At 31.5% G+C, this 18,976-nt stretch carries 20 protein-coding genes, 1 tRNA gene and 1 pseudogene; 8 read left to right on the top strand and 14 right to left on the bottom strand.

The genetic code is table 11. From position 1 onward, the window contains the following. Positions 1-15 precede the first annotated feature (15 nt). On the bottom strand, positions 16-351 hold the full coding sequence (locus OEM44_08550) for a 40S ribosomal protein S17 (protein MDH3516841.1): 336 nt from the start codon (positions 349-351) through the stop codon (positions 16-18). Positions 352-383: 32 nt separating this feature from the next. Next, the gene (locus OEM44_08545; GenBank protein MDH3516840.1) at positions 384-1,139 is read right to left on the bottom strand and encodes a TatD family hydrolase; all 756 of its coding nucleotides are present in this window, start codon (positions 1,137-1,139) and stop codon (positions 384-386) included. Between the two features lie 96 nt (positions 1,140-1,235). On the opposite strand from OEM44_08545, the gene OEM44_08540 reads away from it, so the two are divergent. Beyond that, entirely contained in the window at positions 1,236-1,457 is a 222-nt protein-coding gene (locus OEM44_08540) for an NFYB/HAP3 family transcription factor subunit (protein MDH3516839.1), read from the top strand. A 151-nt stretch (positions 1,458-1,608) separates the two neighbouring features. Here the strand turns inward: OEM44_08540 and OEM44_08535 are convergent, their stop codons facing one another. Continuing rightward, positions 1,609-2,514: a carboxypeptidase-like regulatory domain-containing protein gene (locus OEM44_08535; GenBank protein MDH3516838.1), complete on the bottom strand. Its 906-nt coding sequence runs from the start codon at positions 2,512-2,514 to the stop codon at positions 1,609-1,611. A 101-nt stretch (positions 2,515-2,615) separates the two neighbouring features. Then, positions 2,616-3,683 (bottom strand): hypothetical protein, encoded by a 1,068-nt coding sequence (locus OEM44_08530; GenBank protein MDH3516837.1) that lies wholly within the window; start codon positions 3,681-3,683, stop codon positions 2,616-2,618. A 499-nt stretch (positions 3,684-4,182) separates the two neighbouring features. Here OEM44_08530 and OEM44_08525 point away from each other — a divergent pair, with 499 nt between their 5' ends. Beyond that, a complete protein-coding gene (locus OEM44_08525) occupies positions 4,183-4,380 on the top strand; it encodes a hypothetical protein (protein MDH3516836.1) in 198 nt (65 codons plus the stop codon). Positions 4,381-4,674: 294 nt separating this feature from the next. Beyond that, the gene (locus tag OEM44_08520) at positions 4,675-4,806 is read left to right on the top strand and encodes a hypothetical protein (protein MDH3516835.1); all 132 of its coding nucleotides are present in this window, start codon (positions 4,675-4,677) and stop codon (positions 4,804-4,806) included. Positions 4,807-5,228: 422 nt separating this feature from the next. Here the strand turns inward: OEM44_08520 and OEM44_08515 are convergent, their stop codons facing one another. From OEM44_08515 to OEM44_08495, 5 genes and pseudogenes are all read right to left on the bottom strand, one after another. After that, positions 5,229-6,116, bottom strand: a complete 888-nt coding sequence (locus OEM44_08515; protein MDH3516834.1) for a hypothetical protein — start codon at positions 6,114-6,116, stop codon at positions 5,229-5,231. Positions 6,117-7,297: 1,181 nt separating this feature from the next. After that, complete coding sequence (locus OEM44_08510; GenBank protein ID MDH3516833.1) at positions 7,298-7,708, bottom strand: cupredoxin domain-containing protein; 411 nt, start codon at positions 7,706-7,708, stop codon at positions 7,298-7,300. A 250-nt stretch (positions 7,709-7,958) separates the two neighbouring features. After that, a complete protein-coding gene (corA, locus tag OEM44_08505; GenBank protein ID MDH3516832.1) occupies positions 7,959-9,020 on the bottom strand; it encodes a magnesium/cobalt transporter CorA in 1,062 nt (353 codons plus the stop codon). Positions 9,021-9,178: 158 nt separating this feature from the next. Continuing rightward, positions 9,179-9,649 (bottom strand): MgtC/SapB family protein, encoded by a 471-nt coding sequence (locus OEM44_08500; GenBank protein MDH3516831.1) that lies wholly within the window; start codon positions 9,647-9,649, stop codon positions 9,179-9,181. A 93-nt stretch (positions 9,650-9,742) separates the two neighbouring features. After that, a pseudogene (locus OEM44_08495) lies at positions 9,743-10,420 on the bottom strand (zinc-binding dehydrogenase). 841 nt (positions 10,421-11,261) lie between these two features. Here OEM44_08495 and OEM44_08490 point away from each other — a divergent pair. Further along, positions 11,262-13,013: an AIPR family protein gene (locus OEM44_08490; protein ID MDH3516830.1), complete on the top strand. Its 1,752-nt coding sequence runs from the start codon at positions 11,262-11,264 to the stop codon at positions 13,011-13,013. A gap of 136 nt (positions 13,014-13,149) precedes the next feature. After that, a complete protein-coding gene (locus OEM44_08485; GenBank protein MDH3516829.1) occupies positions 13,150-13,341 on the top strand; it encodes a hypothetical protein in 192 nt (63 codons plus the stop codon). Here OEM44_08485 and OEM44_08480 read toward each other — a convergent pair. Further along, positions 13,338-13,928: a hypothetical protein gene (locus OEM44_08480; protein MDH3516828.1), complete on the bottom strand. Its 591-nt coding sequence runs from the start codon at positions 13,926-13,928 to the stop codon at positions 13,338-13,340. The two genes, OEM44_08485 and OEM44_08480, sit on opposite strands and share 4 nt — an antisense overlap. Positions 13,929-14,012: 84 nt before the next feature. Here OEM44_08480 and OEM44_08475 point away from each other — a divergent pair, with 84 nt between their 5' ends. Beyond that, positions 14,013-14,294: a winged helix-turn-helix domain-containing protein gene (locus tag OEM44_08475; protein ID MDH3516827.1), complete on the top strand. Its 282-nt coding sequence runs from the start codon at positions 14,013-14,015 to the stop codon at positions 14,292-14,294. 3 nt (positions 14,295-14,297) lie between these two features. Here the strand turns inward: OEM44_08475 and OEM44_08470 are convergent, their stop codons facing one another. After that, positions 14,298-14,477 carry a hypothetical protein gene (locus OEM44_08470; GenBank protein ID MDH3516826.1) on the bottom strand — a complete coding sequence of 60 codons (180 nt, stop codon included), beginning with the start codon at positions 14,475-14,477 and terminating at the stop codon, positions 14,298-14,300. 94 nt (positions 14,478-14,571) lie between these two features. Here OEM44_08470 and OEM44_08465 point away from each other — a divergent pair, with 94 nt between their 5' ends. Next, positions 14,572-14,751 carry a hypothetical protein gene (locus OEM44_08465; GenBank protein MDH3516825.1) on the top strand — a complete coding sequence of 60 codons (180 nt, stop codon included), beginning with the start codon at positions 14,572-14,574 and terminating at the stop codon, positions 14,749-14,751. 440 nt (positions 14,752-15,191) lie between these two features. Here the strand turns inward: OEM44_08465 and OEM44_08460 are convergent, their stop codons facing one another. Together OEM44_08460 and OEM44_08455 are read right to left on the bottom strand one after the other, a co-directional pair. After that, the gene (locus OEM44_08460) at positions 15,192-15,968 is read right to left on the bottom strand and encodes an SIMPL domain-containing protein (GenBank protein MDH3516824.1); all 777 of its coding nucleotides are present in this window, start codon (positions 15,966-15,968) and stop codon (positions 15,192-15,194) included. A gap of 538 nt (positions 15,969-16,506) precedes the next feature. Continuing rightward, positions 16,507-17,934, bottom strand: coding sequence for a hypothetical protein (locus tag OEM44_08455; protein MDH3516823.1), 1,428 nt, complete (start codon positions 17,932-17,934; stop codon positions 16,507-16,509). A 269-nt stretch (positions 17,935-18,203) separates the two neighbouring features. On the opposite strand from OEM44_08455, the gene OEM44_08450 reads away from it, so the two are divergent. Then, positions 18,204-18,686, top strand: coding sequence for a MarR family transcriptional regulator (locus OEM44_08450; protein ID MDH3516822.1), 483 nt, complete (start codon positions 18,204-18,206; stop codon positions 18,684-18,686). Between the two features lie 181 nt (positions 18,687-18,867). Here OEM44_08450 and OEM44_08445 read toward each other — a convergent pair. Continuing rightward, positions 18,868-18,941 (bottom strand) — tRNA-Thr (locus OEM44_08445). Positions 18,942-18,976 lie beyond the last annotated feature (35 nt).

Raw genomic sequence — 18,976 nt, 5'->3', positions numbered from 1 at the left:
ATAGTATTTAATTTATTAATCACTTTTTTCGTCTGTCGTTTCAGTTATTTCATCTGCAGAAGTTAAGTCTGTTCCAATTTCAATTATTTCAGGTTCTGTGATTTCCATATCAATTTCTTCGTCCTTAATTTCCTCAGATTGTGAAGATTTGATTCTCACTTGTTTTGCTTTTTCTTCTCTTATTTCTTTTTTGAGAAAATTTGTGATATAACCAGCAATCTTATTTTTAAGACCTTTGGAGCGAACTATTGCAATCTGATTTAGGGCTTTTTTATTATCTGCAAAATCTTCACCAAATTTAGATTTATGACTAGCTAAGACTTCATATGAAAGACGCTTTATTCTATCCAATAGACGTTTAAAATAAGTAGGGTATTTTATACTTATATTCCAAGAAATGAGTTTGAATTCATTTCCAATAACGAAGTCATGTCATCAAAAGATTTTTCCAGTATTTTTGATGCACAAAAAATAACACTTGGAATAAAACTGATTTGTCCAGACTTCATTTCAAAACACCTAGAAAACCTTACAGGTCCATCAGTTTCAACAAGGATTTTTGATTCATCTGTATTGGCAAGTAATGTTTGTTTATCATTTGCGTAAATCATTACAGGTCCATAGGAGACAAAAAACTCCATATCCATGGCTTTTTTGAGTTGTTTTTTACTTCCATCAAACCAATGAAGTGAAGCATGTTTAATGTTATATGAAGTCATAATTTCAAAAATATTATCAAGACTTTTTCTTGAATGAATAGAAATGGGTTTGTTAAATTTATCAGCTAATGATAATAATGTTTCAAATACATGAATTTGTCTTTTAGTACCTTTGTCATTATGTACATATGTTGGATCTAATCCAATTTCCCCGATTCCAGAAAGATGTGAATGGTTGTTTTCAATCAGGGTAACCATATGTTCAAGTTCATCATTTGCACATTCAGGATGTATTCCTATGAAGGGTAAAATTAGATTACTTTTTTTAGACAGTTCTAAGGTTTCTATAGAATTTTTATTATCCATCGATACACAACATGCCTTAATTTTGAGATATTCCATTTCCTTTAAGATAAACTCCATGTCAGAACAATATGCATGATCAGACAAATGTATATGTGAATCATAATACCAAGTCATCTCTTTATCAATTCTTAAAATAGTCTGTATAAATCGATTTCTTGGTGATATTTTTTCACTCATTATCTTTTTTCGGAAAAAAATAAAATAAGATCCATGAGATCATCGGAATTGGGGTTATCTGCAATGTATAGAATTTTGAAAAAGGCAGGTGCAGAGAGAGTTAGTGACGAGTCAGCAGATGAATTACGAAGAATTATTGAAGAGATTGCAAATGGCGTTGCAAAAAGTGCGGTTGATATGGCTTCTCATGCAGGTAGAAAAACGGTAAAAGGGGAAGATGTTAAATTGGCTTCAAAGCCGTTTAACAAATTCTAATCTAAAGAATTTAATTAGATGTAGATATCTAATTAAACACTTGTTTTGAGCCAAAGTTTAGAAAAAATAATGTTATAACTTTATAGTCATTATAGCAAAGATATTTTTCTAATATTAGTTGTTAATAGTTTGTTTTGTATTAAATTTCACATCATTTCTCTCTTGGAATCTTACCGTTTTCATTAAACTGCTCTTGAATACTGTTTGTTGTATTTCCATACTTTATGTTTAATTCATTGTTGTATTCGATTAGTTCATTTTGGGTAACTGCTGCCTCTTGCTGGAAAATTTTTGTTGCGTCTACTGAAGACTTACCTTCCACAATTGCGTATTCCTTGGCTTTACGTGCATTATCTGTCTTTTCCTCAGTGAATAAGAATTGATGCCAGAAAATATTCTTTACAGAATAGTCAATGTCTGCTAAGAATCTCAAAAAAGCATTTCTTGGAGTATGAGCTTCATTTTTCTCTTCAAGAGATTTTAATTCATCTTCCAATTTTGAATATGTTTGTAACCTTTGTTCTGATATGGCTTGTGTCTTTTCAGAAACGATCTCTTTCTTTATGGTCTCTATTTTTTGTTTCTCAATGTCCTTAAGAATTGTCCGTAATTGGAGATCATACTTGCTGTTGTTGTAATTGCTTGTCTTGAGACCTTCTCCTTCAAGATTTACACTCTTGTCTAAAATCTTAGGTGATGTGATTACCTGATATTTGACTTGTCCTTTCAGGTGTAGTGAATCATTTGTTGCAAAGACAGTAATTGTGTGCTCTCCTAGATATGCAGGAATACTTGACGTTATTGAGAATTCTCCTGCAGAATCAGTAGTTGTAATTCCCACACTGGATGGAAAGTTTACTTGAATCTTGACATCAGGTATTGGTTTGCCATCAGAATCGGTCACAATGCCATTAACAAAAGGATGATGTCCAAGTTCAAATTCAGATAGACTACTTATAGAAAGTTTCATGCCACCACTCTCAGCCCACACAGGTGAAACAAAAAATAGGATCATAACACCAGATAACAATCCCAAAAGAGGAAGTAGGTTAAGCATTTCTTTGTATTTAAAAAAAATGAAATTAATTCCAAGTATTGAAAAATATGATCAATTCATTTGAAAATTATTGACTCATAAAAAAAATACAAAAGGTGCAATTAGAGTCCTATCTTTCCTCGTAGTTTGATTTCTTCTGATGAGTTAGATGGAGTAGATGTGTCAATATATCTGAGCTCATACCAGTCACCAATGTCAACAATATCTCCATCAATGGTTCGTGGAATTTTTATTATTACCTCGAATATTCCGGTGTTATCACCTGTCTCTCTAAGAAAAGATGAATTTGCATCAAATGCAGAATTATTTAGAGTTGTTCTTATTCCACCCTCTCCTCTGTACTCTATTTTGCTTAACGGAATCCTGTCTACATCCCTTGAGTCAAGATTTGCGTCAGGTTCATAGATTCTCACAGTAAACTCATGTCCGATTCGGGTCTTACCTCCGCTAGAAGTCTGCATCTGAGCATATGTATGTGATAATGGTAATGATGTTGAGATTACTAGTGGATCCCCTCCAGCATCAGACTCGTCAAGATATTTTATTTCGACTATATCGTCTTGACTTAATGATTTTTCATTTATGGAATCTGGAAGATGTAATTTTACATAAAACTGGCCAGTATCAGATCCGGTTTCAGTCATCTTTTGTGGACCCTTGATAGGAACTCCATTTATTGAAAATTCAAGTAGATGGGTGACATCAACAATGTCTACTCCGTTTGGACTAGTGTTCAAATCATGATCTGTGATATAGAAGTTAACTATAGAGCCCCTAGAGGCAGGAATGTTTGTTATTTCTGCAGTTGATGCTTTTCCAGTATCTCCTTTGATTGTTGATCCTGAACTAACATTTGCTGTGGCAGCAATGAATTCTTTTTTGATTTTTGTGGATTCATGTACAAATTCTTTGATAACTGATTTTATATATCCACGTTCTTCTAATTTTAGGAAAGTAGTTTTACTCACGCATGCTAGTTTGTCAGATTGTAAAAGAACCAACATGTGACGTGGTTTACACTGTACTTCTTTTGGGTCTATCTCGTTTTCCAGTTGTTTTCTAGGAGATTCTAAATCATTATCTCCAAATGACAACTCTGAGAATCCAATGCCAATAAAAAATGAAAGCATCAGAAAGATGGTAAGCAACTGGAGAAACTTTTGAGCCATAAATGTAATTATTTGACCAAGGTTAAAAAAGTTAGATTAGACATTATGTAAACAATAGAACCTTTAAAAATTTGTATTTGTGGAGATTAAAAGGTAAAACCAAGTTATATAATTTTGAAAATTTAGATGTTTTCACTTGATGTAACATCATTAGTCTGTACCACTTTTGTGTGCCTTTGGGTTTGTGGTTATAGCATATACATAATATGAGCAATGTTTCCTTCCCAATGAATAAAAATATCATATTAAGAACAGCTCTTCTATCCTACCTAATATCTTCCATACATTCCAGGCTTTTTTGCCTTCTATATTGAATTATTCCATTGTAAACCATTTCATCAAAAATTTTAAAAAATATTATAAAATGATCGAAAATTAATTCATTTTTTACTTATAAAAAAGACATTATAGGAGATGTCTTATTTTTGTCAAAACACTTCAAGCGATTAAAAATTAATTTTCACTCTTGATGCTAAATCCATATTACTTAACATACAGTATGAAAAAACAATCAGGACAAGAAGTAACAACAGTACAAGAAAAACCAATCCAGGACAGGCTAAAACATGCAAGCTGTATCAAAGTAGAATCAGCAATGAGAAACAAGGTAAACCTTAACGTCTCATGGTATGATGTTCATGGAGAAGAGCAGAGTCAGAAATATTCTATCTCAGCAGGATCAACCATAGAGTTTTAGAAAATTTTCTTTATTTTTTCTTTTTTTATAGTTAGAGTGCAAAACAATCCATTATCAAACAAATGTTGTTATTTTCTACAGTTGTTAATACCTATATTTCAAATCTTTAATATTTTGATTACCTCCTGCCACTTTCTTGGAGTTAACACATACTGTGGCTCCTAAGAAGTTGTGTGTATCAAAACAAGATTTATTTCATGAGTTTTTAGTTACTTGTCAACATCTCTTTTCGGATGAAAAGAAAAGTCAGTATTAAGATTATGTAGTGAAGTATGCTTTTGTACAGGATTCGAAATGATTCTATACCTTAGAGTAATCATTAATCCAACCAAATTAATTTCAACTCCCACCACCACAAATAAGGCACACACAAGATCTGCAAATATTGTCCCTATATTTTCAGGTAAAAATACAGATGCTGATTGATGATGCAACTGTTACTACACCATCTGTATCAACTACACAATAAAGTGTGGGGGTTATCGATAAACATAGATCTAGATATGACACATAGATAGTCAATGTTCACACCAAGAACATTTAGCAACTACTATAGTGACTATAATCAGTAAGAAGATTGCTAAAAACAAGAATAAAGACTCAAAGGGTACAAAGTAGGAGTAGATAAGTTTGTAGTAATGTTGATGGCAGGAAAATTATTGAATAATAATTTTTGATTTGTCTAAAAAGAGTAGAAAAAGCCTGTTTGTTTGTTAATGTACAACAAAAAGTCTCACACAAAATATAATCGAAAGATTCTCACAAGATGTTCTAATACATTTAAAGTATTACAAGATCAGTGAAGAATACCACAATAGGATAGAAATGTATGTAGACATAGGTAAAAATTAAAGTTTTGATACTTCATCTAATATGGTGTTTGTAAATCTTCTATCTGGGCGATTCCTTGTTTTTGCAATTGTTACCAGATGTGGACGTAATTCTTTATCATCAAAACAAAGTTTCAATAGATTATAGTATTCCAATACAATAGAGTCATTATTTTCCTGAATTATTTTCTCCATGATATTTTTTGCTCTAGATATTTTGTCTCTAATTGGGAGATTAGACATGCCGTACTGTAAAAATATCTTCACGATTTCTTTGTGTCTTTCTCCAATAGATACCGTTAATCTAAATTTTGATATTTTGGTAAACTCATCGTTTATCTTTAAAATTGCATTATCATATTTCATATAATATCTTTGCATTAATGGCATGATCTGGCGTAGTAATATTACATCAAATTCATAATGATTTGAAAGGTTTCGTTCTGCATCTATAGCAAGTTCAATTATTATAAATACAAATTTTAATGGATCCCTGGTTTCAATTTTTTTATATTCTACAGGATGTTTCATAAACATATTATTTAGAATGTTAATACTATGCGCAGATAATAAACCTCGTTTTTTGTCTGCATTAAGAGTTTTTATAATTTTAAGAAGTGTTACAGAAAACAATGAGTAATTTTTTGCAGACGCTCCATTTTTTTCAAGACATTGAATTTCAAAGATATTTGCAAAAATATCTAAAATTCTTGGAACCTGTTCTGTTTGTTCTATATTTCTAAAATTAATTAATTTATTTTTTGTATCGTCTGAATTGACAGTTGAAACAAATAATGGATTTGCTAGTTTTAATGCACTTTGAATTGATGTTAATTTACGCTTGTTACCTTTACCATATTTACTTTTTTGTAAATTCTGAATTGATTGTATTAGAGAATCATACATTGAATTATTACAATATCACTTTTTCATAAATATGTATTAGATTTAGGCATAAAATGATGAATTTTTTCCATTCTTATTTGTTAATTTTATGTAAAATTTCATTATAAGTATCAAAACATTTCGAATCATCAGAGATTATGAGATTAATAAAAATCAGAGTTATAGTATAGTATAAACTGTAATTATGCTACATATTTTTCGTAAAATAGTGATGATAACTCTTGGTTAATTATTCTATATGGAATGAGGATCACAGATCTTGTAAGCGTAAGAGTTACCTACATCAAAATTCTTTCCCAATTACCACATATTATTTCTCTGATCAGAAATTGTTTGTTGGACGATGACGAAGTCATAAGATAAGGGTTGAAATAATAACAAAAAATGTTAAACCTATTGTAGTTATGACAATCACAAAAAATGGTAAAGATAGAATTCTGTTTTTTCACAAAAGACTATCTTGATTTCTTTAATAGAATGAATTAGACAAACAATGTAGTTTTTATCTCTTGTATGTGATGCTTGGATATATCTTTATGAAAAATAGATGATAACTCCTTTGTGAATATCATGTCACATCTATAACACTTCCAAACAGTTACGGTTTCCAATAACATGATATTGTAAAGTTTGTATTTAACATTCAAGAAGAAATTCTACGTACAAATTAATGGTGAATCGTATAAAGATTTTAGTAGATAAGAGTTGGGCCAAATTGCCCAACCCATGGACGTGCTGGTTCGCTCAAACGGTAAGTGACTCTTCCGTATGAATTTTAAATATATTATTGTAAAGTTTGCATAAAAGATAAACTGATGAATCAACAGTATGATCTAAATACTAATGTGATAAAATGGCTGTGGATGTAGCTTTCACCTAACAACAAGCGATAAACATTCTTCATATACCATCAAGCGTTGTCCGTCTTAAGTTCCAAAACCATTATTTTGCTCTTGGATTTGCATTCAAACCAATATGATCTTCCAGAATATGACCTAGTTTTTGAATAATTTTATTAGGAATATTGATTCTGTATGGATGTATTGTTTTTAATTAGACTAGTGCGTTTGATCTAAAGAGTTTAATTGTTCATTTTGGGTTTTTTAAAACGGTACTCTGGCAGAACGGTTATGCGTGAGCCTGCAAAGCTTATACAAGGGGGTTCGACTCCCTCGGGTACCTTATTCTACTATTACTTGTCCATACATCCAAGGATGAAGAGTACAAAAATAATCATATCTGCCTGGCTCATTAAAAGTGAATGTGAATGATTCAGATGGATCTAGGTAACCACTATCAAATAGATCAGATGGCGTATCGTAAAAGCCTGAGGTTACACTATGAAATGCAGAATCCTCATTAACCCAAGTAACTTCTTTTCCAGATTCAATTGTAATTATAGAGGGAATATAACATCTGTCCATTTTTTCACATCCAGGACGAGAAACTTTTGAGGGCATTACAACATCACCTTTAACAATTAATTCCAATTCATCATTATTTTCTTCAGAAGAGGGATCAAAAGTTGATAAAGATATGATCAACAGAATTGCAGTTACAGTAATTCCTAAAATAGTTATTTTTTTTAACAAAACATATCACATCCAAAATTGGGTTATTACATAATTATAACATCCTTTTTGTATAAAATTCATTACATGGTTAATCATTTTGACAGCAATTCCACAAGAGAGTGCGGTAAATCTTACTGGAAATGCTCCTTTAGTATTTGTGACACATGTTCAGATTCAGATTTGGCATAGTTTGAATGTCAAATTATTTTTATAAATTCATACTAATTATGAAAATAATTAGAAATCAAATTCCTTGAAACTACTTAGTTTACCATAATTTCTTTTTTTTAAAATATGCTATCATTGAAAGACCAATTCCGGTCATACTTGCCAACACAATTGGATAAGCTATTGGTGAAGATAATTCAGGCATAAACTGGAAATTCATCCCATAAACACCTGCTAGGAAAGTCATTGGAATAAAAATAGTAGCAATCAAGGACAAAATTTTCATCGCTTGGTTTGTTTTTTGGCCCAGTACTGAAAGGTAAAGGTTATTCATTGCAGAAAATTTGTTATTTGTTGCATCAATTGTATCTCCTATCTGAGTAAGATGATCATTTACATCTTTTAGATAAATTCTTGTTGTTTTGGAAATTAACGGTGAAGTGCTATGTTCAATAGTTGGGATTAATCTTCTTAAAGGTAGGATTGATTTTTGAATTATCAATATGTCATCTTGAAGTTTATGTAATGATGTGAGATTGGAGGACTTTGGATTTTGTAAAATATTTTTTTCTAAATGTTCTATATTTTCACCTATATTTTCTAGTACCATAAAGTAATTGTCAACAACTGCATCCAGCAAGGCATACATGAGATAGTCTGAGTTACTTTCTCGTAATGTTTTCCTTCCTTCTCTAATTCTTATTCGAATAGGCTCAAAGACATCACTTTCTTTATCAAAAAAAGAAATAACAAAGTTTGAACCACATAAAACGCTAATGTGTTCAGTCTTGAGTTCTCTTTCTATTTGATCGAATCTAAACATTTTCATGACAATGAAAAAATAATTCTCATAGTCTTCCACTTTGGGATGCTGATAGGTATTAGCAATATCTTCTAAAACCAGTGGATGTATTTTCAACTGTTTTCCAATTTTCTCAATAACGTCTATCTGATGCAAGCCTACAATATCAATCCAACTTACATTAGACTTTTCAAAAAATGGAAAGCATTCTTCAACTTTTTTAATTTCGTTTTCATATAGATCTTCTTTATCGAAATTAATAACTTGTATTTTGGAAACATTATTTATTTCACCAATGTGAATTATGCTACCTGGTGCCTGCCCTGGTTTTCGTCCTGATTTTTTAAAAAGTCTAGCCATATTATATCCAAACACAATGGTATGATATAGATGGTTTGAAACACTACTTTTGAAAAAATCAAAATTGGTGCGGTTTTAAGACATTAAGTGCAGGTATTTTTGAATTTAATATGTTCGCTAAAAATAATTCAAAAAATCATATTACAGTTATGATCTTTTCACTTATCATCATCTTGGTCATTTTGTTTGGCATTTATTGTATATTTTTTTGTGATATTTGGTATTCTTGGACCAAAAATATTTAGAGCAATTCCCAATATTGCAAGAAAGTAATATTCAAAGCCTAGCGCCATACCTATGGCTGCAGAAACCCAAATACTTGCAGCAGTAGTAAGATTGAAAATCTTCTTTGCATCTCCTTTTATTATCATTCCTCCTCCAAGAAAACCAATCCCTGCAACAACATATGCTGCTATTCTTGATGTGGAGTTAGGATCCACGTTAGCTGAAAGATATGTGAATATCATAGAACCTGCTATTACTAGTATATGCGTGCTAATTCCTGCGGACTTTCCTCTATTCTCTCTTTCAACGCCAATTAAAAATCCGCCAATAATTGCAATCACAAAACCAATTGCAACTATAAGTTCATCTCCTCTGAGAAATACATCTAAAAATTCCTCTGACATGTTAGTTTAAGTGTTAAATTAGAGATAAAACTTTGTACAGTATACTTACAAAGAATTCATGAGTATTGCACATATGTTTTTAATTATACTTCATTAATCTGGTTTCATTATGATTTTGCCAAAAAAGTTCCCTTTTAGCATCTTTGTATGAGCTTCAGCTGCTTGTGAAAACGTATAAACTGAGTCTATCTGGGCTTTAATCTTACCCTTAGCCATCCATGCGAGTCCTTCATCCATCTCTGCTTTTGTCCCTTGAGTGGAACCAAGAACGTTAATTCCCTTAAAGAAAATCTGACGAATGTCAATTTTTGGGAAATATCCTGTAGTTGCACCACATGTGACTAGGGTTCCGCCGTAATTTAACAGAGATAATTGTTGGTTAAAATGAGTTTCACCGATATGATCAAATGCTAAATCAATACCTGGTCTTCTTCCAGTTTTAGCAGCAATATCTTTAGTAATTCTAAAAACTTCCTTTGACCAATCTTCCTTTCTATGATCTACTGCATAGTCTGCACCAAGGTCCTTACATTTTTCTAGTTTGTCTGGACTTGCAGTTGCTATGACTGTACAATTGTATAATTTAGCAATCTGAATACCAAAACTACCAACACCTGAACCGCCACCCATAATTAAGACGGTTTGCCCTGGTGTGATTTTTGCTCTTCCAACCAACATATGCCATGAAGTAAGAATGGTCATAGAAGCTGCTGCTGCATCTTCATATGAAACACCTTGAGGAATTTTAGAAACATTTGTTTCTGGCAAATTACAAATGTATAATCGGATTAGACCTCAAATTGTTGTTAGTGACATAGATCAAATGTCAGATCTGCTTTAAATTCTGCAATTTATCAATAAAAAAAGTATATTCTTATTCTACTTTATGAAAATCAGGATTAGTCAAATTATCTAATCCATAGGGTGTGATGGTTTGGTTAAACGGTAAATGACTCTTCCGTATGAATTTTAAATATATTATTGTAAAATTTGCATAAAAGATAAACTGATGAATCATCAGTATGAACTAAATACTATTGTTTTATTTTTAACATAACGAAGCGATGTGGAACTGTCACCAGAGTACTAGCGCTGGTTTTTGGTCTTAAGTTCCAAAACTATTATTTTCTTCTTTGTATTTACATTCAGAATTATTTGATCCTCATCATTCCAGCCTAATTTTTGAATAATTTTATCTGGAATATTGATTCTATGTTGTATGTACTTTGTGATGTACCAACACTAAAATGGAATACAATTCTCATACTTTTTGATGTTTTAGTTGTAAGATCATATTATTTTTTGAATTTACGTAGTACTCTATTTCAAAAATAATTAACAAGGTTAACACGATACTTCAAAATGAAAGTCAGGATATTTTGGAAACATATATGTAATTAATTTAAGATTCTTACTTTATTCCTTTTTAATAAACATCTTTTGAGATTACAAAATGACCTATACCTTTTAGCCATCTTATTAGCATATCTTAAGATGGGAACCCTTGCGACGCGGTATCTTAGGGATAAGCATTATTAAAAAAGTTACAAGAAGCAATGGTAATTACATAATTACCTAATTCTCTAAATATATAACATATTAGAAAAACAGGTTGGCTCAAAATAGAAATGGATTGTTAGAATACATACCAGGTTCTCATACGCTTTTGGTACAAAAAAATTCTAGTATACCTCTAGAAGGTTTTGCAGAAAATATAAGAGGAAGTATTCATGAATATGCAGAAAATTCTAAAAGTGAGGTCGAAAAAGGTAATAATTTTCTTCAATGGATTCTTACCAGAGTCTTTGAGGCAACAGAAGATGATGCAGCTGATGCTATTGTTGACGGAGCAAATGATCTTGGAATTGATGCCTATCTCCCAGTAGATTTTTCAGATAATACAATTAGATTATTTCAAGCAAAATATGGGACATCACACTCACTAGAAGCAATTGCAAAATTCAAAGAAGATACTAAACGATTACTTGCAAAAGACGTAACAAGAATGAGACCAGAATTAGCTCAACTTGTAACAAAAATTAAAGAAAAAAATCTAAAGATAAAATGCTGTTATGTTACAGATCAAAAAGTCGAATATGAAGATGAATTAGTTGAGATTACTGATGAAAGCGTAATAATTCAAAAACTATGGGATCGCATAAAAAAACCTGCGGCGGGTAAAAAATCATCAATTAAATTAGAGAAAATGCTCAGACATGAAAATACAGTATTAGGTATTTTAAAGTTAAGAGAACTGACTGAATTTGTTAGTAGAAATAGAGATTATGTGTTTGAATCAAATATCAGACAGTGGATGCAATTCAAGACTACAGTTAACAAAGGATTGCGTGAAACACTTCAAAGCAATCCAGATAAATTCTTTTTTTATAATAATGGGATCACGATTGTAGTTAGTGATTTTACAGAATTAGGAGAAAATATTATAGATCTTTATGCTCCTCAAATTGTTAATGGTGCGCAAACATCAAATTCAATTTTAGATCATTCAAAGAGAACAAAAAACATGGAGGGTTCTATGACAGTTACAATTATCAAAGCGGATGATGAACAAGAACAAAATAACATTACAAAATATAGAAATTCTCAAAACTCAGTAAGAGGAAAAGATCTCGTTTCATTAATGGATTTCCACAAATCAATTAAATCACAATTGAAAAATTGTGGTTACTTTTATGAAATTCAAGCAGGTTCTTTTGATACAAAAACAAAATCAAAGCAATGTGAATACGAGGGAGATTCAACATATAATAATTATCTTCCAGATAATCATAAGAAAGTAATTGTTGCCAAAGATGCAATTCAATCATTGGTTGCAGGAATAGAACAAAGACCAACTGAAGCATATAGTTCACCGGCCCAATTTCTCCCAAGAGGAAGTAAGTATGATGATATTTTTAATGATAATTTAAAAGATGATTATAGAATTTTACTCTATCCATATCTTGTTAAAGAATTTGCAAAAAAATCATTGAGATATGGAAAACAAGGAGGTCATAAAACAAAAAGATATGCAACTTTATTTTTTGTTGCAGTGTACTTTAGAATACTACATAAAAAAATCATTGAATCAAAAGGAGACTTTAAAGAAGATATAAGAAAATTGGAACCTATTTTTCGTAGTTTTAAACTTAATTCAAGAATTTTAAAAATTACGGATGTAATAGTAACCAAATTTCTTGAAGATACAGTAGTAGATGATGAAATTGAATTAGCAAATACCAAACATAATTTTTTCTCTCAGCATGTTTGGAATGACACAATGCTTCGCGTGATCGATAAGAAGATCAGGCAGGAAGAGGAGGAAATTGCGGCATTAAAAAAATTGGCAAACAGTTTATTTTAATTAGGAGGGTAGAGATCCAACCAAGTAAAAATCTTGCAGGAGGTTTACATTGATCAGACTCTACCTAAGTTACCTATAAACCAGTAATATTTAACATAATTTTTCTAAGTACATGTATTCTAGAATGTTTTTTATATTGATTAAAAAGAACAAAGATACTTTGGGGATAAAAGACAAATGTGTAATTTGTAGCGAAAAAGTCCAATTACATTTCAGAGCAATGGACGAATGGGGTATAGAAGGAACACTTTGTGGAAAATGTTATTCCAAAAAATTAGACGAATATTATCCAGGAGAACACATTAGAGTTAACAAACATTTAGATTAGTTTTTTTTAGATTTTGAATACTTGTTAATATTAATACAATTCCAAACAAAAGGATCACTTTTTACATTTTTTTCTTCTAAAAATTTAATGTCAGTAATAATTTTTTTTTTTTTCAACAAATTTATTTGAAAACTAGAAAATTTCTTGCAATCACATTTGTTGTAAAGACATACATCACAGTCTCCTTCATCGTGATCTTGAGCTTCATGCCCACAATCACATAGAGCGTCCTTTTTTACATCATTAAGGATTTTTTTTGTATAAACTCCTAATCTTAGATATGCTTCTCCTCCATGACCCTTCTTAAATCGTGTATAATTTTCAGATTTTGGTAATTCTTTGAAAAAAGATAGATTGGTTTCAGGCTTTTGGGAATCAGCACCAAGGATAAACCAATACTTATCAACCATTTCTAAAAATCTAATTTTAATGGATGGATCTACCCACCAGTGAATAATATCATGCCAAATGGATGTAGATTTTTTTCTGTCAGTAAATAATGGAACAACGTTCATTCTAAGATCATAGTATCTATAAGCAACACCCACAAAGTCATCAAACCACGGTATAGATGATTGGGATGACATTGGATGAAAATCAACTTGAAGCTTATTTATCTGATCTGAATTAATGGTAATACCCTTATATCTGAGTTTGAGAATAAGTAGAATATGACTTCCTATAGAACTAGTATGCAAATTGTTGCGGATTTACTAACTGCCACTCAACAATCGGGTCAAGAAGGCATTAAAACAACATCTCTTCTCACCAAGGCAAATTTATCACATTCAAGATTATCTAAATTTTTAGAGAATTTAACCGGTGCAGGTTTAATTAATAAAATCGAATTTGATGGAAAGAACACTTTTGTAATAACTCCTAAAGGTAGACAGTATTTAGATTCATACATGAATTTTTCAAGTATTGCTGAATCATTTGGGTTAGAGCTTTAAAATCTATTTTCTAGATCTCCTTTTAGCGTTAGCCTTTTGGCGGTCTTTTTTATCTTTGTAAGAGCTATAAACCAGAATAATTATAATTCCACCTATAGCTGCATAAAATAGTGGAATAAGCGGTGGATCTCTGAATTGACCCGTAGAAGGTTCAACAAATGCTATAGGAATGGTCACAACCATAAAGATCAAGATCACTAAAAGATATTTATCCACAAATGAACTAATTTACAAAACCATATATCTTTTTGATAGTACATGATTGCAACAGAAGATCATGGTAAAGATACTTGAAATTGTAGGATTAGTTCTTGTTGCAGTAATGTCGTTAGCCTTTGTAGGTTTATTTGAATCATATGGAATAAGAAACGGCACATCAGAATTATTTTGGGGATGTGCAGGAGGTACACTTTTGATAATCATATACAGAAAAATGAAAAGGAAACAAGAGAAGTAAAATTATTTTAGAATATGTTATGAAATGATTAATTATTAATCAATCGACAGATCTATAAAGGACAATTTTACGCAAATAATTAGAGAAGATATGACAGATCAAACAAAGCAATGGTGGAAAGGTTTAGGAAAAGAGTTAGAAACAGATATTGAAACCTTTGATGAATCAATCTCTTAAGAATTTTCTATATATTATTAAAAAAAATTAACAAAACAAAGTCTCGGTGGATTTTGAACGCAACCATTCAGAGTCCTAACAGATCGGGAATCAAAAGATCATCATCCTATAAAAGAAAAATATAACAAAAAATAAAGTGAATCAACATTATGACATTGTACTATACTCCAATTATTGCAATTATCATAAACAAAGGAAGATAGGTATTGATATTTTTCACAAATGTATAGTTGTAATTTATTTAAAAGGAAAAAAAGATTGGGCTATTTACTCCCAATTAGAAATACCACATTTGCGCTGGTATTGATTTCTTGATCGGATGAGAATATTGGTGTTGGTGCTGATTTTACTGCCATACTTTCAAATGCCATGTCATACATTGGCATGGGTTGAGGTATTGCAAAGTCAGATAAAGATACTGCCTTGACTCCAATAGTTGTATAATCAAGTGGAGAGAGTGCTTTTTCAGCTTTTTCTTTTGCATTCTCTATGGCTCGTCCAATCAAATCATCCTTTAGCATTGTCTGTCTGTCCGGAGAGATTGTAAAGTATACATTATCTACTCTATTTGCACCTGCAGTTACTGCATTATCAATGATTTCAGCTGCCAAATTCAAACTAGTGGTTTTTACAGATATGGTGTTTGTGACCTGGTATCCTCTGAGTTCTTGTGTCCATCTTTTAGTTAATGGATCCTCAAATCCATCATAGATTGGATATATGCTAAACTGAGAAGTACTAATCTCATCTTCTACAATTCCTGTGGTCTTGATTGCAGTTATCACGTCATTCATTGCATTAGAGTTTGTATCGAGTGCCTCTTTTGCAGTCTTTTCTTGTGTTTCCATTCCAAATGTGATTACTAGCAAATCAGGTTCTACTAAGGTATTAGCCATACCTGTAACAGAGATTGTTCTCTCTTGAAGATTATTTTCTGTTACTTGTGCTACTGCTTCATTGCTCGTATTCAGTACATTCACTGATGCCAGAACCGCTATTGCAATTATTGCACTAAGAAATATTGTCTGGTTTGTTTTCATTATAGTACAATGATATATTCAAAAGATAAGGTTTGATTAAATTATGATTTAATAGCAAATGTTATAAACTAAATTAAAAAGAAGGCGAAAAGAATTATTTGTTGCCATCAATAAATATCCATGATGATGTACGTACTTCCTCTCAGTTTAGCATTTGTTGATTCGTGCTGGGATAATTACAAAGTTTGTAGAAAAGGTTCAAGAATAATTTATCCAGTCAAATCATCAGTGAATGATATGAAAAGATCAAATGTACAATTATAAACTATTTGAAATAAAAATAAAAAAAGATCTAGACAAGCATTGTTGTATCTATCTTTTATACAGGAATATAGCATAAAGTAAATTGACATGTTATTTTGTTTTAATGTTAGAATTGTGTCAGTATACTCTAATCAAATATCGTACTAATCTTCAAAGGATCTCACCAAGATGCTGCTGGTAGTTTTTCGTCTTAAGAACCAAAATTATTTTTCATTAAATCAGTTCTAGAATAATTATTCTTTTTTATTTCTTAAAATCTGTTTGAATTTCAAGATTATCTTCTTGGAACTGCCTCATAGGTTGACTTTACAGTACTCCAGATTACTTCAATGTCTGAATCATTCTCGTATTTTTTTGCAATGTCAAGCATCATATCTTTTAGCTCTGATTCAAGAGATATGATTGCATTTGATTTATCTTGAATTATACTCTTTTTTTCTAGTTCAAGATTGTCTCTCACGACAATTATTTTTTTGCCTAGATCATCTTTGGTCATAGTTTGACTTGCATGAAATTCACTTAGCAGATCTTTCTCTACCTGTTTTGCAGATTTTTCGACATCTTTTAGGATATCATCATATTTGGTTTCTAATTGGACTAGCTTGAGGTCATATTCTTCATCAATGTTTGATATTTCCTGATTAATCTCATAGACCTCATCCAATATTATCTTGTATTGATCTTTTCCTGAGATGTATTGTAGTAGATCATGGACCTCGCCTGTTCCAGCACTTAGCCATTTTTCTGCAGTGGATTCTGAAACACACTGATAATTTGATTCTGTTATGTGATACAACACAGTGTATCCTTCACGACATTGAGTACCGGGGTTAGTAGCTACATTTTGTACCATAGAATTTTCATCAACTGATATTTTTTCTTCCTTGTCTACAATTTTACCCATTTCATGTCGTTCCCATATTTCTGCAGTGGACTCTTGGATGCAAACGTAATCGTTTTGATTTGTTCTGTGTACAACTACATAATCTGATCTACATTGCATATCGAGACTTGTATTTGATCCATAATTAGCTGAATATTCATCATCTGGATTTGCCAACAAGTATGTTGGATCTAGTCTGTAATCAGTATAGTACTGTGCAATACTTGTCTCAGCTGCAGGTGAAGGGTGGAACTGCCCTGTAGAGTTGAATAGTTGTTGTTGTCCATAGTATGCCAGATTATGTTTTACGTTAAATTGTGCATTCATTTCAATTAATTCAATCTTTTTTGTTGTGGCTGCTTTGTGGTATGCATCTCGTGCATCCTTTAGACTTCCGCCATCTAGTAAAACTTGTTTTAGAGCTTCTCGTCCTGCTTTGACCTTTTGTTCCTTGAATTCAAACTGATCCCAGAATACGCCTCGTACATATTCAGGTTTCTTGCTTACAAAACTCTCAAATGCATTCTTTGATGAATGCTTCTCCCATAACCTCTCCCATTCTTCTAAATCCTGCTGGAGGTGTTTCAAGGATAATATTCTTTTCTCTTCAAGATTTTGTTTTGCTTGATTTTCTTCAAACTCCTTTTGCTCCAATTCAGCAATGAACTTTCGTGTCTGTTCTATCTTTTTTAGAAGGTCTTGTGCTATTGGATCAGAAAGTAGGTCGTCAGACAGAGTTACTTGCTCATCTATCTTAACATCATTATCATTACTTTCAGTCTGGGCATAGGTAACTTGGATAAGAGAAACTGAAATCATACATAAAAAGATAAGGTAAAATAATTTTTTGCTATTTCTTGATAATTTTGTTTCTTTGATTTTACACAACTGAGTAAACACAGCCCCCATTATTTTGACTAATTTGTTGTAAATAATAAAGATTAGGATACTAATGATTATATTTAAATGACTTAATTCTTAATTAATATAAGACTAATTACTACATATATAACACATATTGAAAAAAGAAAAAGGTAAAGAGGTAATCTGAAATTAAAACACTAGATCTTAGAGAAAGCATAGGACTTTTGCTAAAAACATCAGCTAAATCATGGGAAAAAGCAGCAGACATTAAGATGCATGAACGTTTTGACTTAACAGGTGCACAATGGAAGATAATTGCTGTACTTTCAATAAAAGAGGGGATTACTCAAAAGACTATTGCAGATATGATATTTGTTGAGGCCCCTACTCTTGTACCAGTGATAGACAAGATGGAAAAAGAAGGGTATCTTACAAGACAATCAGACCCAAAAGATAGGAGAAATAATCTAATCTTTATGACCAAAAAATCCAAAGATGTAGTGGATCCAATAATTGATTCAATTTTGGAGATAAGAAATATGGGATTGGATAAAATATCGAAAAAAGACATGGAGGTTACCAAAAAAGTACTAGAGCAAATAAGGGCCAACACTGAAGAATTCATCAAGCAAATGGGAGAAAAAATGGATCCCGACCTGTGGACTGATCCTCAAAACAAATCACAAAAAATACTGGTAAAGTTATAGCGTTCATATTCCAAATATGACTCATATGTAAAACATTTTGAGATATTTTTTATAATATGATGTAGAACCTGTCTCCTGATCTTTTAGGTCACCGTCCATTTAAACTATTTTTGTGATGACCATATCGATATCTTCTTTCATCGTAATGTATGTAGTTAGGGTTATTAAAACTAGTGTTAAAAGCCTCGGGCGGGATCTGAACCCGCGGCCTAACGCTTACGAGGCGTTCGCTCTACCAGGCTGAGCTACCAAGGCACGTTTGGATAAACCCATCAGAGTTAATAAAAAGT

Origin of the sequence: Nitrosopumilus sp. (assembly GCA_029862745.1) — an archaeon.
GTDB lineage: Archaea > Thermoproteota > Nitrososphaeria > Nitrososphaerales > Nitrosopumilaceae > Nitrosopumilus.
Note: the sequence above shows the minus strand (reverse complement) of the source record. Positions and strands in the feature narration are given on the sequence as shown.